Genomic DNA, 16880 nt, shown 5'->3' on the forward strand with positions numbered 1-16880 from the left:
TTTTAAGAGAGAACTAACATATTATATGAAAAAGATAATATTAGGGGTGAATTTATTTTGTCAGAGTATATTTCATCACAAGAAGATTGTACACCAAAATGTAGTGTTCATATTGATTGTTTTGGTGCAGTTCCGAACTCTGGAAATGATAGTTCATTAGCAATTCAACAAGCTATTGATTATTGTGTATCGAATCGCATTTCAACAGTGAGAATTACAGGAGTAAATACGTACAAAATTTTAAAGCCGATTGTTATTAAATCAAATGTAAGGTTAGAGTTAGATCCTACAGTAACGGTACAAATCGATGGAGATTTTAATGCGTTTGAACTTCAAAGTAATGCTTCTATAACTGGTGGTACTATTCAAGTAATAAATCAGATATTCCAATCATCTGTTATTTATGTTTCTGGTTCACAACAAATAGAAGTGCCTAATCAATCTGTCATATCAAATATAAATATAATAAATACAACGCCGTCATATAAAGGAAAGGCTATACACTTTTATTGTCAAAAGGCGTGGGATTATATTAGTTTCTTTCAAGTTAACTTTATTCAAATTAAAAATTTTCAAATCGCAATATATTTGAAAACAGAATATATAGATGATATTAATACACCTTGTTGGATTAATGCAAATGTATTTCAATCTATTTTTATTGATGGTTGCCAGTATGGGATAGAAGTCGATGGAAATAGCGATTTACCAAATGAAAGTTCAGGCAATACATTTCATGATATTCAAGTGCAATGTAGACAACAAACGAAAAAAGTAATTCGTTGCTCGGGCGCGTATAATACATTTGATTGTATGATTTGGGATACGTACCGGATGAGTAGCGAACCAATTGTCATTGAATTTTCTTCTAATTCGCATCGTAATTACCTTTTTTCAAACTTACTTTCAACAACTATTGTAGATAAAGGACAATACAATGTTTGTAAGTCTACCTATGAAGAATCACTTCGAATTCAGTTACCCTTGACGCTAAATAAACCACATTTAATAGGGAATCAAGATGATATTTTAGTAAATGCTCAGCAGAAGTATAGTGTTAAGCAAGTAAGTGGGAAATTACCTTACGGTGGAAATATCGCTAATTGTTTTAATTTAATAGATGAACAAAGTGTGAATTATATTGATGTTCCAGATAGTAATCCAGTTGTTATTGAACTGGACTTTACGAAAAATCCGATTAAAATGTTGAATTGTTTTGGGATATACTTTGGGTGGGGAGAGAGCCCTAAGAAAATTAAAATAGAATATGTATTAAGTGCAAATGGTAGTTGGGTTATTGCGGCGGATGTTCCATTAAATGTTGGAGATACAATTATATCGAATATGAAGGCTAGTCAGTTATATAAAGTAAGAATTACATTGAGTGGTTATGCTCAAGACCATAAGCGTTTTCGGATTAATCGTATTTTTGCAAGGTCTTCTATGGAAAATGGGAATGCTTGGCTAGCGACAACTGGTGGAAGAATGTTTGGAGATATTGAACTAGAAGCAAGTAAAGGTGTGATTATGAAGACTGCTAGTGGAGTGAAATGGAAAGTTACTATTAATGAAGCTGGTCAGCTTATTACGACTAAAATAACTTAAGATGATGCATTCTTTGTATAATTTTGGACGAACTCTAGGAAATATGATGGACTAAATTTAAAAGAGAAAAGCGTAGCCTATGGCATGAAAAAGAGATTGTAGTTTGGTTTAAATCAAACTACAATCTCTTTTATTTATTTGAATTAATTCCACCAAATCCAAGGCCCGAAATATTTTCGTATGTTCCGAGGAGTAATTCGTATAAAGCGTTCACCGTCAAAGAAGCAACTTAAGTTTGGTAAAACACGCTCTATATTTGGTGGGAGGAAAGAGACGATGTTTTTGTTACTTACAATTGTTATTGTTATAGGTGGTTCGGCAGGAGATGTTTGAAGTTGTAAGGAAATATTAGCGGTGTTTATAAATTTATTGTTTACTGGCTGATCCATTACTTGTACTGTGAATGACACAATAATTACTTCATTTGGTTCAAAGTTAGTTGCAACTAGGAATCCGAAATTTGGATCAGCTAAAGGAAGTGATATGCCGTCAACTATAACGGATCTGCCAATAAATCGTAAACCTGCAGGAATGGTGTCTTGTAAAGAAATGTTTGTAATTGAAAATTCCGAGGTATTCGTAATATGCACCGTATAATCAAAATATTGGTTTAAATAAGCTGAGCTAACGGAAGCGTTTTTAAGCACAGTTGCAGTTATAAATTGAACTGGTATGCGAACAATGTTCGAATTAACGATGAAAGTAATAATCGGATCCTGTGGCGTCAGTTGGAAAGCAGCTGTAACTGTTGCAGAATTGATAATTGTACTGTTTGAAGGGATAGAAGTTACGAGAACTTTAAATGTTATAGTTGCTACTCCATCTGCAGGTAAAGCTCCGATATTAATACCAGTGTCTGGACGGATATTTGGGATTTGGGTACCGTTAATGGTTACACTATTTTCTATAAATGTTGTACCAGCAGGAATCATATCTAAAACGGAAGTATTTACTGTAGGAATTGGGGAATGATTAAATATCTCTAATGTGAATGTAATAATATCTCCTATAACGACAATAGATTTGTCAGCGTTTTTCTCAATGCGCACCATTGGATCGATGAGTGTTGTTGTAACGGTATTTGTTTGCTTTGTAATTGTAATAGGTGGTTCATTCGGATCAATGGTAACAGTATAGGAAACAGAAGCATCGTTATTGATTGCAGATTGAAGAGTCGAAGAAGATATTGTTATTTGGAACGTAATGATAACAGATTCATTAGGAGCAAGATTTCCTAATGTAATACCATTTTCGGGATTTGCATTAGGCTGATTGATTCCGTTAATTGTAACACTGTTAGTAACGAAGGTTGTATCTACTGGTACGGTGTCTATGGCAAGAAGATCTTCAATCGTCACATTACCGCTATTAGAAATTGTAATTGTATACGTTAAAGTTTGACTAGGTAATGCATTCGTGGCATTAACAGATTTTATGGCAACAACATTATCATTTTGGACAGTTGTTGTGACAGTATTTGTTGTAGTCGTATTTGTAACAGGTAAGTTATTTGGGTTGACTATATAGTTAAAAGTAGTAATTGCTTGGTTGTTGAGTTCATTTGGTATTGGAATAGAAGTCACAGTTACTTGGAATGAAGCGATAGCACTTTCGCCTACAATTATAGTACCAATTGGTATGCCGCTTACTGGATTAACTCCCGGAAGAGTTTCTCCGTTTACAATGACGCTATTTTCTATAAACGTAGTACCTTGAGGAATAATATCTTGAATGATTACATCATTTGCTGAAACATTACCAGTTTGATTTAGTGTAATCGTATACGTTAACGTATCACCGACCGTTGCAAATGCAAGGTCAACAGCTTTGTTACTAGTCAAATTTGCGTGATTAATTTCTGTTACGGCAGCTGCTGAAATAATAGTTTCGGTAATAGGCGGTCGATTCGGTAACGTGTATTCATATTCAATTGTACTCGTGTTAGAGATTGGATTTATTTGCGGAATCGAAGTAACCCGTACTTGGAATAGAATAGTTGCTGTCGTATTAGGCGGAATGTTATCAATTTGTATACCGCTAAGTGGGTTGTCATTTGGACGAGCGTTTCCATTCACAATAACACTATTCTCTATAAAGCTCGTATTTGCTGGAATGATATCTGTAACAATAATGTTTTCCACTTGTATATTTCCGTTATTTATGATGGAAATTGTATAAGGGATGATAGTTTGTAGGTCAGCGTATTGGATTGGCGTTGTTTTTGTCGCAATTACATTAACAGAAATAACTTCAGTGAAGGTAATATTACTAGTTGATATTTTTTCTTCACCATTTATTGTATAACGAGAAGTTGATTGATTTTGAATGTGACCGCTAGCTGGAAGAGCTACCACGGTAACAGAAAATGTGACTGGGATAGAAATGTCAGGAGCAATCGTTCCTACAAGTATACCGGCACTTGGATTGGCGTTAAGCTGAGGAATATTATTTACTAAAACGCTACCGTCTATAAAGGTTGTTCCATCAGGAATATTGTCTGTAAATACAACAGCAGTAGCATCCGTATTCCCTGTATTTGTTAAAGTTGTTGTATAAGTTAAAATGTCACCAATTGTTACAGAAGTCAAATCAACAGTTTTAAGTGAAACGATATCAGCATCATTAATTTGAACGAAAGTAGTATTGGAAGTAGTAGATTTTTGAATTGGTGCAAAGTCAGGGTTGAAAATAAAGTCGTAGACGATGTTTGCAGTATTAGGTGTTGGATTTACAGCTGGCAAATTCGTAACGAAAACTTGGAATGTTATTGTAGTCGATTGCCCTGACGCGATGTTAGGAATGGAAAAGCCGATATTTGGATTTGCTGCAGGAAGTACCGTATTGTTAACTATTACGCTTCCTGGAATAAATACTGTTCCATCCGCTATAGTATCTGTAAAAAAGATGGAGTTAGTTGTAGTGGATCCGTTATTTTGAATGAATACTGTATATTCAATGGTTTCATCAATATTAGCTAATACTTTATTAGCGGATTTTGTAGCGATAAGAATAGCATCAATAAATTGTATATTTGTACTATTGGAAGAGGTCGTTTCTGAAATAGGTGGTAAGCTTGGGTCTGGTTTATATTCATAGTGAATGACGGCGATATTATTAATGTTATTTTGAGAAGGTATAGAGACTACATTTACTTGGAACGTAACAATAATCGTATTATTTGGAAGAATTATATCAAGGGCGATTCCGGTAATTGGATTTTCGTCAGGTCTTGGTATGCCATCCACAAGGATGCTATTTGGAACGAATGTGGTCCCAGCTGCAATTGCGTCAATTAGGAGAGTATTTGTAATAGGTACTGTACCAGAGTTTGTAACTGCGACTGTATATGTGATGATTTGACCGATGCGTGTAATGGATCTATTGGCGGATTTAATTGCACTAACATTTGCCGTCCGCACTTCAGTGTTTACTGCATTTGATAACGATCTACGCTGAATAATTGGAGAACTAGGGTCAATTTGGTATTCATACGAAGTGTCTGAAATATTAATGACTGTATTGCCCGAAGGTATACTTGTAAGTTGTACTTGGAATGAAATAGTGACTGTTTCATTTGGTTGTATCGTGCCGAGAGTTACTCCGTTTTCAGGATTCGTGCCAGGCTGAATCACATTATTTATTGATAAGCTATCTTCAATGAATATAGTACCTTCTGGAATGTTATCAATGAACACAGTATTGTTAGCTGGAACGGTTCCTATATTTTGTAGTGTATTTGTATAGGTAATATTTTGCCCGATTGATATGAAAGTTACATCAGCATTTTTAACAGAAATAATATTTGCGTTTTGAAGCGATGTTGTAACAACGTTAGAATTTGCAGAGCGATTCACTGGTGGGGCTGTAGGGATACTTACATATTGGTAATTTGCAGATGATTGATTTACAATTTCGGTTTCAGTAGGTGGATTATTTGTTTGCACTTGAAATAGTATCGTTTTGGAACTGTTTGATGGAATCGTTTCAATCGGTATTCCGTTTTCTGGATTTACACCTGGCTGAAGGACACCGTTAATTGTGACACTATCGGGAACGAATGTAGTCCCAGCTGGAATAGAATCTGTGAAAATAATATTTATTGCGTCAACATTGCCGATATTTTTCACTTCAGAAATATAAAGTATAGTTCCACCAATATCTACAGTTATTGGATTGGATGTTTTTGTAATTGTCAATTGTGCTTGCACGAAATTTGTAATGACGATATTACTTGTAGATGTTTCAGTAATAGGCGGTTGCCCTGGGTCTGGTTGAATTGTATATGTTGTATTGGATTGATTTGTAATCGATTCTTGCGAGAATGGATCGTTAATAAGAATTTGGAACGAAATAAGGTGAGTAGCGTTTGCTGCTAGGTTAGGCAAAGTAACACCTACATTTGGATTGGCACCAGGTATAGCTGTGCCGTTAAGTGTAAAACTATTTTCTACGAATGTAGTACCATCTGGAGTAGAATCTAAAAATGAGAGATTAGTTGCTGAGATATTTCCGTTATTTTCTAATGTGATCGTGTAGGTCAAAATATCGCCCGTTGTTGCTTGTTGTACATTGACTGCTTTTAAAGAAAGGATAGTCGCATCTGAAATTTGTGTGAAAGCTGGATTAGACATAAGTGTTCGAGAGATGATTGGAGTAGTTGGATCGGCGATAAAAGTATAGTCAATACGGGCTGTATTAGAAATTGGATTCACACTTGGAATGAATTGAACGATAACTTGGAATGTGACGGTGACGATTTCTGATGGCGCAATGGCGTTTAATGGTATTCCTACGTTTGGATCGGCGCCTGGAACGGAAACGGTATTAATGGTCACGCTATTAGGAATAAGTGCAGTTCCTTCTGGGACCAAATCTGTTAAAATAACTGTATTTGTAGTTGTATTTCCGTTATTTCGAACGACTACTGTGTAAGTGATTGTACCGTTTGTAGATTGTACGAGAGAATCTGTATTTTTAGTTGCGGATAACGATGCATCAACGACAGCTGTATTCACCGTATTAGATGAGGATGTTGCTGTAACTGGAGGTTGACTCGGATCTACAATATACGTGTAACTTGTAATGGCTTGATTTATAATCGCCCCTTGCGGTGGAATAGAACTAGCAAGAAATTGGAACGTAATAGTAGCAGAATCACCTGGTGCGATAATACCAACTGGAATACCGAGAGTTGGACTTGCATCTGGAAGCGGAATTCCATTTAACGTAACACTATTTGGAACGAATACTGCACCTACAGGAACTCCGTTAATGAGTAATACAGAATTTGCAGGGAAGTTTCCGGTATTCGTTAATGTTGCTGTATACGTAATTACATCTCCGATAGATACAATTGTTCGATTTGCTTCTAAAACAGTTGTAACAGTAGCGTTATTAATTTGTGTTGAAGCGCTATTAGAACTTATTGTGCCTGTAACAGGAGGAGCAGTCGGATCAACAATGAATGCGTATTGAATAGATGCAACGTTTGTAATTGGGTTTGAAGGTGGAGTAGATGTAACTATGACTTGGAAAGTAACAGTTAATGAACTGCCTGCGTTAACGGTTCCAATATTAACTCCGTTATTTGGATTTGCCCCTGGAATGGTACTTCCATTTACAGAAAAACTATTTTCAACAAAAGTCGTTCCAGCTGGAATAATGTCTGAGAAATTTAGATTCGTAGCGTTTGTATTTCCGTTATTTTGAATAAGCACAGTATAAGTGATTGTATCTCCGATGTTTGCAAAGGCTGTATTAGCAGTTTTTACGGCCGAAAGTATTGCTGAATTAATAGAAGTAACGAACACATTTGTTTCCACATTGCCAGGCTGAGCCTGTAATGAATTGCCTACGTTATATTGGAAGTTAACAAATCCTAAGTTTTGGAGTTCAGGTGTGAACGTTGTTGGGTTGCTTACAATTTGAACTTGGAATACAATTGTTACGATTTGATTTGGAGTTATTGTATTTATGCCAACACCGTCAATGATAGAAGCGGATGGTAATGGAGTTCCATCAACAACAACTGATCCTGCAACAAATTGTGTCCATGTCGGTAAAGGGTCTGAGAAAATAACGTTGTTAGCAGGAATATTTCCTGTGTTGGTTATAGTAGTTGTATACGTAATCGTATCACCAATAGTGGCAAAAGTTTTATCTCCTATTTTAATAGTAGTTAAAATAGCACTTTCAATTTTTGTTGTAACGTTGTTAGAAGTAATGTTTTTTGAAACTGGAGGATTTGCTGGATTAACGATATGTTGAAAGCTAACGCTAGCCTGATTGGTAATTGGATTTATAGGCGGAATTTCATTTGCATTAATATGAAATGCTACGATGATAGATTGGTTTGGCGCGATATCACCAATTGGAACGCCTGTAATTATGTTTGCATTTGGGATGCTAGTTCCGTTAAGTGTAAAACTATTCGGTTCAAAGGACGTTCCGTCTGGAATAAGGTCGGTAAAAATAACATTAGTTGCACTAACATTTCCGCTATTTGTAATTGTAACGGTGTAGACAATATCCTGCCCGATATCTACCGTAGATACATTTGTGCTTTTTTGTGCTGTAAGAATAGCGGTATTAATTTGTGTTGTCGTTGTATTAGATTGATTGGAAGTTATAGTAGGTGGCTGGTTAGGATCAACGACATAATGATATGTGCTAGAAGCAGAATTGGTAATTGGATTAAGTGTTGGAAGTGTAGTAACAGTTGCTTGGAATGTGACAATTGCCGCATTACCACCATTAATTGAACCAATATTTACACCGGTAGATAAATCGGCATTTTGGATGGTTTGCCCGTTAACTGTGAAACTATTCGGAACGAAAGTTAAATTGCTATCAAGAATATCAATAATGGTTACATCAGTTGCAGTTGTATTCCCTGTATTAGGAAGGTTAAGTGTAAATGTTATTGTATCACCAACATCCGCAAAAGTAAGGTTTGCTGTTTTTGTGCTAATAATATTTGCGTTGTTTATTTGAAGAAGTGTAGTGTTGGAGCTAGCTGTATTCGATACCGGCGGGTTACCTGGATCAACAGTAAACTCATACGTCGTTGATGCTGTATTCGGTGCTGGATTTATAGGTGAAATACTGTTAACTATAACTTGAAAGACGATACTATATATTTCAGTTGGTGGAAGTGTTGCAAGTACTACCCCTGTATTTGGATTCGCATCAGGTTGTAAAATGCCATCGACAGTTAATGTGCTCGGGATAAATGTAAGCCCAGATGGTAATACATCTGTGAATACAATGTTAGTAGCATCGGTATTACCCAAATTCGCAATAGAAGTAGTGTAAAAAGCAGTTTGCCCGATATCTGCATAGGATACACTTTCATTTTTCGTCATAGATAATATTGCTTCTTTAATTTGAGTTGAAACAGGATTACTAATTGAAGTTTCCGCATCAGGTGGTGAGACTAATTGGTACGATGTCGATGAGAAGTTTACAATTGGGTTTTCAGTTGGTAATGAGGTTATGGTCACTTGAAATGAAACAGTTACTGTAGTCCCAGCTGTGATAAGTCCGATATCTACACCATTCGCAGGATTTGCTCCCATTTGAGGAACACCGTTAATAGAAAATGTGTTTGCAATAAATGTAGTTCCGCTCGGCATTGTATCTGTGAAAATAACATTTTGTGCGGATGAGTTTCCATTGTTTGTTAAAGCAACAGTATAGGTGAGTGTGTCTCCGATGCGGCTAAATGATTTATCGACTTGTTTTAATGAAAGAATGGTAGCTGTATTAATTGTAGTGAACACTGTGTTTGAAAGAACAGTCCTTGAAACAATAGGGGCATTTGGGTCAGCGATAAATGTGTAAGAAGCACTAGCGGAATTGGCAATAGGATTTTGAACAGGTGTAGAAGTAGCGGTCACTTGAAATGCTATAGATATTGAGTTGTTAGGAGCAATTGCTCCAATCGTTATACCTGTATTAGGATTAAGACCAATTTGCGTGATGCCATCTATTGTAACGCTATCAGTAATAAACGTTGTACCATCTGGTATAAGATCAGTGAAAGTAATGTTAGTTGCATTTGTATTACCACTATTCGTTAAAACGGTCGTATAGGTAATGGTATCACCAAGTGTTACAAGTGTTTGATCGACTGATTTTACCATCGTTATCATAGCGTCAAGTACAGGGTTTGTAACGATATTAGTTGAAGTAGAAGTTGTAACAGGAGTTCCGTTTGGATCAACAGTATAAGAATATAAAATTGTGTCATTACCCATAATCGAATTTGAAGGAGGAACAGAAATAACATTTACTTGAAAAGTAACAGTTACTGTTTCGCCAGGTGCGATATTTGGTATATTTACTCCAAGTGCTGGTTGTGCGCCAGGTTGCTGGATACCATTTATTGTGACCGAATTGGGTATAAATGTAGTGCTAGCCGGAATAGCGCTTGTAAATGTTACATTTGTAGCTGGTGTATTTCCTGTATTCGTAATAGTAGTTGTATACGTAACTGTATCACCAACAGAAATAATAGATTTATCAACACTTTTTGTTGTAGTTAATATTGCGCTATTTATTGTCGTAGTAACGGTATTAGATGAAGCGGTTTGTGTTATAGCCAGTTGACTTGGATCGACAATATGCTGAAATTGTACAGAACTAAAATTAGAAATTGGATTTATACTTGGAATGTTTGTAGCAAGTACGTTTATCGTAATAGTAGCCGTACTACCGGGATTTATATTTCCAATCTGAATCCCGTTCGCTGGATTGCCTATTTGCTGTGTACCAGAATCACTTGTAAGAGTTCCGGATATAAATGTCGTTCCGTCAGGTAAAGTATCCGTGAAAATTATATTTTGTGAAGTGACATTTCCTGGATTACTTAATGTAATTGTATAGGAAAGTGTATCGCCGATCGTTGCAAAATTTTTATTTACAGATTTAACTGTTACAATTTCCCCAGAATTTATTTGTGTCGAAACAGAATTGGATGTTGTACTTCGTGAAACAAGTGGTAAATTAGGTCCTGTCATAAATTGATAATTAATAGAAGCACCGTTTACAACCGGTGAGTTTGGTCCCCCAGGCCCGATTGTGAAAATTGGATTTGGAATGCTAACTACTTGCACGCGGAATGTGACGTTTATAAAATCTCCTGCAATAATATCCCCAATTGGTATCCCGTTCGCTGGATTTACCCCAGGTAATAAAACTCCACCTACTCGAACACTATCTTCTATAAATACTGTATTATTTGGAATCGGATCTGTAAAAATGATATTAGAAGCAGTCGTGTTCCCTATATTGTCTAATAAAACTGTATACGTTAAAAATGAATTTCCAGGTGCTACGTCAGAAAATAGACGATCCACACTTTTTGTTGCTTGAATAATTGCTTCGTTAATTTGAACTAAGACCGGATTACTAGTAGCCGTTTCTGTAATAGGCGGCTCGGTAGGGTCAACAATGATAGAGTATGTTGTGCTTGATTGGTTCAATGTAGGGTTTGAAGATGGTATTGAACCGACAATAACTTGGAAGCTAATGGTTGTCAATCCTCCAACTGGAATTGGGTCTAAAGGAACCCCGCTATCTGGTCTAAATCCAAGTTGTGGGATGGTGTTAATTTGTACGCTATCAGGAACGAATGAAAGTTCAGGTGGTAATATATCTATAAAAACAGGTGTATTTGCAGTTGTATTTCCGCTATTGGTAAGGGTTGTTGTATACGTAATTGTATCTCCAACAGCAGCAAATGCACTGCTCGCAGTTTTTGTTGCGATAACGGAAGCAGTATTTATTTGTGTAAAAGTTTTATTGGATTTAACTGTTCGTGAAACAGGTGGTTCATTTATATCTACAATAAAACTATATTGAAGTGATGATTTGTTAGGAATTGGATTAGGGTTTGGAATCGTTGTAATGTTTACTTGAAAACTAAGTGTAACCGATGCATTTGAATTCATGTTACCGATATTAATACCGTTTTGTGGATTTGCATTAGGGACAGTTACACCATTTATTTTAAAGCTATTTGGGACAAAGACAGTACCATTTGGAATCGAATCTGTAAAAACAACGTTGTTAGCAGTTGTATTTCCAGTGTTTGTAACAGATGAGGTGAATGTAATCGTATCACCAATCGTAGCGAAAGTTGTACTCGCATTTTTATTAATAACTAAAGTAGCGTCAATAATCGGTGTAACTGTCGTATTGGTTACGGTGCTATCAAGAGCAGGTGACTGACTTGGATTAACTGTATACTCATAATTTACAAGGGCGTTATTCGTTAAAGTACCACTAGGGGGAATTGTGAGTATTTTTACTTGGAAAGTAATGAATATAGTATCTGCTGGTGAAATATCGTTTAACGGAATTCCTAGTGAAGGATCTAATCCAGGTTGTGAAACGTTATTTATTGTAACGGAATCCGGGATGAAGGATGCCCCTGGTCCAAGTCCATCTGTTAAAACGGTAGCGCTAGCAGGGATATTTCCTGTGTTTGTAACTGCAATCGTATAGGTCACGATATCTCCAATTGCAGCTGTCGGTGTATTCACTGACTTAGTAGCGATGATCGTAGCATTATTAATTTGCGTTGTTATTAAGTTGCTTAACGCATTGGCGGATGCTGGAGGTAAGTTAGGGTTTACGATATATTGGTACGTTGTATTACTTTGATTCGGAATTGGATTTGGATTAGGGATGGAATTCACTTTTATTTGAAACGAAATTATAGTATTTGCATTCGGATTTATTGGATCAATTGCAATTCCGTTAGCAGGATTTGTATTCGGGAGTATATTCCCGTTTACTGTGACACTATTAGGAATAAACGATGTCCCGTTTGGAATTACATCTGTAAATATCACGTTTGATGCAAGTATGTTCCCATTATTCGTTAAGGTAGTCGTGTACGTAATAATATCATTTACGTTAGCAAACTGTTTATCTGCAGATTTTGTAGCGGCAACCGTAGCATTATTAATTGTTGTCTGTACAGTGTTAGAAGAAGTCATTTGCATTACGGCTGGTTTTGATGGATCGTACGTGTATTGGAATGTAGTACCTGATTGATTAGTAATGGGATTAATGGATGGAATAGCTGGTACATTCACTTGAAAGGAAACAGTACGTGAGGAGTTTGCTCCAATTGTACCGATGGAGATGCCGTTTGCTGGATTAACATTAGCTACAGGCACATTATCAATTGCTACACTATCTGGAATGAAAAGTGTACCACTTGGAATAACATCCGTAAAAATAACATTAGTAGCTGGAATATTCCCGTTATTTGTTAGTACAGTTGCATACGTAATGCTATCACCGACATCAGCAAAGTTTGTACTTGTTAATTTATTCGCTACGATAGTAGCAGTATTAATTTGTGTAGTTACTATATTGCTAGAGGCGTTTTGAACGACAGCAGGTAAACTTGGATCAGCGATAAAGCTATATTGAAGTGAAGCGCTATTTTGAATTGGATTTGGTGAAGGTATCCCATTTGCACTAATTTGGAAGACAATTGTTGTAATTCCGCCTGCTGGAATTGTACCAACTTGAAGACCGGTACTTGGATCTGCGCCTAGCTGTAAAGCACCACCTATAAAAATACTATTTGGTACGAGAGTAGTTCCAGGAGGCAGTATGTCGGTAACAACAACAGTATTTGCTGTAGTATTGCCAAGATTAGCTAAGGAAATTGTATATGTGATTGGTTGCCCGACATCGGCGATAGTTAAATCGACCTCTTTGACAATAACTACATTTGCTAAATTAATTTGTGTACTTACAGTGTTACTTAAAGATATTTCTATAGTTGGTGGGTCGCCCGGATTTAGAATAAAGCTATACTGTGTACTAGAGGAATTTATTGTTGGGTTTTGTGTTGGTAAAGAGGTGACAGTTACTTGATAAGAGACGGTAAGTGAGCCGTTAGCAGGAATGGAAGGTAACGGAACACCGATATTTGGATCTGCGTTATTTTGGAGTACACCATTAATAAGGAAAGTGTTTGGGATAAAGATAGTGCCATCGGGATTTGTATCTACGAAAGTTGGACTATCAGCAGAAACACTTCCTGCATTCGTTAAAATAACGGTATAAGTTAATATATCCCCAACGGTAGCGAACGCTCGATCCACTGTTTTTGCCGAAATGACATTTGCATCATTTACTTGAGTAAATGTAGTGGTTGAAGTTGTGTTTGCACTTACAGGGGAAGCGTTTGGATCAACGATAAAGTTATAGGAAATGGAAGCGCTATTTGAAATAGGGTTAGGATTTGGAATACTAGTTATTAATACTTGGAATGAAGCTGTAATGGTAGTGCCAGCGTTGATACTGCCAATATTGATGCTAGCTGGTGTAACGCCCGGCTGAGTAACACCGTTAATCATAACACTGTTTGGCACAAAGGAAGTACCATTCGCAATGGAATCGGATAGTAATACATTGTTCGCTGCAACGTTTCCGTCGTTTGTAAGAGCAAATGTGTAAGTTAATACATCTCCAACTTCCGCAAACGTTTTATCTACAGATTTAATAGCATGAAGATTTGCTAGTCTAATTGTTGATGTAACAGAATTAGAATTTGTTGTTTTTGAAGTTGGTGGCAGGCTTGGATTTACAGTGTAAATATAAGAGGCGAAAGCGTTATTAATGATAGGGTTTTGTGCAGTAATGTTAATGACTGTTACTTGGAAGGATAAGGTGAAAGTAGCTCCGCCAGGAATTGTGCCGATAGGTAAGGCAACGAGAGAATCTACATTTTGCAAAACGCCATTAAGAGTTACAGAACCTAGAGTCAATATCGTTCCGTTTGGAAGTGGATCTGTTAGTTGAACGTTATTAGCCGCCGTATTTCCGCTGTTTGTAATAAGGATTGTATAACTTATAGTTTCGCCAATTGTGGCAAATTGTTTGTTTGTAGATTTTGTTAATGTTAAATTCGCATTGTTAATTTGAGTGGAAACGAGATTGGAAGAAATGTTTTTTGTAACGGGTGATTGGCTAGGGTTGACGGTGTATTGATAAGAAGCGCTTGATCCGTTAGATACGACATTTGACGCGGGTATTGTGTTAACTACTACTTGAAATGAAATATTTTTGGTTGTGCCAGTTGGGATGGATCCTATGTTCACACCATTAGCAGGATTTGCTCCAACTTGTGTCGTGCCATCTATTGTTAAACTGTTTAAGACAAAAGTAGTGCCAGTGGGAATGATATCCGTAAAAATAACATTGTTAGCAGTCGTATTACCTGTACCTACAAAGGAAACTGTATAGGTCAGTGTATCGCCAATATCAGCAAAGTTTTTATCCACTGCTTTCGCCATAGTTACAGTAGCATTATTGACTTGAGTAGATACGGTATTGGTCGTATCAGATCCATTTACTACTGGTTGGTTTGGGATAGGAACGTATTGGTAAGTTGTCGTACCACTATTTAATATTGGGTTTGTTTGAGGAATAGTCGGGACAGTTACTTGAAATGCAATAGTAGCGGTAGAATTTGCAGCGATGGTTCCAACTGATATACCGTTTGCGGGATTCACTCCAGCTTGAGTAACGCCGTTAACAGTGACACTCCCTGGAATAAAAGTAGTCCCGCTTGGAATCGGATCCGTATATATAACGTTCGTTGCCGCAATATTTCCTACATTAGCTAGGGAAATACTGTAAGTTAACGTTTCGCCAATATCGGTAAAGAGTTTGTTAACTGATTTTGTTCCATTAATATCTGCGAGGTTAATTTGTGTTCCGGCAGAGTTGCTTGTTGCAATACCGTTAAAAGTCGTTCCCCCAGCAATTGGTGTATATTGAAATGTAATAGTAGCGGTGTTAGAGATAGGGTTTTGGCTTGGAAGAGAAACGACAGTCGCTTGGAAAGTTATTGTACGAGAAGCATTATTATTAATTGTCCCTAAGGATATACCGGCGATAGGATTTGCGTTTGTTTGTGGTATGTTATCTATCGTTACGCTTCCAGGTATAAAGGAAGTGCCGTTAGGGAGAATGTCTATAAAAGTAACGTTATTTGCGGGAAGAAGCCCAGTGTTAGGGACAGTAACTGTATAAGTAAGAACATCCCCAATTGCAGCAACACTTTTATTCACGCTTTTCGTTGCTTGTATATTAGGTGAATTTATATTAATTTGTAAGCCAACTGTATTCAACATATATGCATCGCCGTTAGTTGTTAAACGGATTGCGGCGGAGACTTGGGAATTTGTTAAATAAGGAGAGATATCAATAGAAGTAATGTCCCAGCCTTGTCTACCAGCGGAGATGTTTGTACTTGTAGAAGCACTTTGATTTCGCGTTCCAAATGTACCTGTTGTATCTAAGTTTCCTGCAGCATTATTAATTTGAGAACCAAAGAAATTATTAACAGCGTTATTTGGCCCGGATAAAGCATTTAATGAACTGAAATTTGGTCCAAATAATGCTTGATCCCCAGTTAAATCAGCATCCCCTTCAGTAGAACTTATAAATAATCTCCCGCTTACAGGTCCCCCGGCAGGTGTTAAAAACCCTGAGACAGATACATCTGCACTACCAGTTTCTACAGAAACACGGTTACCCGCTACGTAAATTGTTAAATTTCTTGCGGGTAAGGAACCGTTTTGATAAGCGACAATGAGCGTCCATCCAGAAGAATTGATAGCCCCGTTAGAAGCATCTAAAGGATCAACAAGTCCAGGGACAGAACCGGTTGTATAAGATCCAGATCCAGCAGCTTGAACGAGTGAGGTTACATCTGCTGATCGTGTATAAAATCCAAATGTGACAGATCCAGAAACGAAAGTTTGATTTGAAGCTGTAACAGCCGAAGGGGTAATTGAGTATGTTGACACAGGTGTTGTGAAAGAAACCGGGTTTCCTAATACACTCGTAATGTTTTGATCACGAGATAAATAGTTTCCGCCCCAAACGAGTTCTGCGTAAAGAATAGTACTGCCAGCAGGGATATTTAAAATAGCGGTAGAACTATTTTGTGTATAGTTTAACGTTGTACCAGCAGGAAAAGTAGTTACTTGTAAAGCGGTATTCGTAGTTACGAATGCACCAATTGCACCGATTGTACCAGCACGGTTTTGATTACTAATTTTACTTAAACCGAGTGTGTTTCCTGTAATAGCGAGTGCGCCGTTAGTGGTGGTAGAAAATCGATTCGTAATGGGCATGTTGTCACCTCATTTACATTATAGTCTTGGTCAAAATAGGATATGTGTATGACAGATAAAGGGAAACATGTACAAGTTGATTCGGAAAGAATGATTCAA

The 16880-nt window shown here is 36.9% G+C and carries 2 protein-coding genes; one reads left to right on the forward strand and one right to left on the reverse strand.

Annotation, left to right across the window (positions count from 1 at the left end; genetic code table 11):
- The first annotated feature begins 57 nt into the window (after positions 1 to 57).
- The gene (locus MHB76_RS07955; protein ID WP_078173033.1) at positions 58 to 1605 is read left to right on the forward strand and encodes a hypothetical protein; all 1548 of its coding nucleotides are present in this window, start codon (positions 58 to 60) and stop codon (positions 1603 to 1605) included.
- A 143-nt stretch (positions 1606 to 1748) separates the two neighbouring features.
- Here the strand turns inward: MHB76_RS07955 and MHB76_RS07960 are convergent, their stop codons facing one another.
- Positions 1749 to 16781 (reverse strand): DUF7507 domain-containing protein, encoded by a 15033-nt coding sequence (locus MHB76_RS07960; RefSeq protein ID WP_078173035.1) that lies wholly within the window; start codon positions 16779 to 16781, stop codon positions 1749 to 1751.
- Positions 16782 to 16880 lie beyond the last annotated feature (99 nt).

The sequence above is a fragment of the Bacillus sp. FSL M7-1345 genome, assembly GCF_038006985.1.
Taxonomy (GTDB): domain Bacteria; phylum Bacillota; class Bacilli; order Bacillales; family Bacillaceae_G; genus Bacillus_A; species Bacillus_A cereus_U.

Coding starts and splice junctions, on each gene's coding strand:
- MHB76_RS07960 (WP_078173035.1), bottom strand. CDS start 16,781: ATGCCCATTACGAATCGATTTTCTACCACCACTAACGGCGCACTCGCT.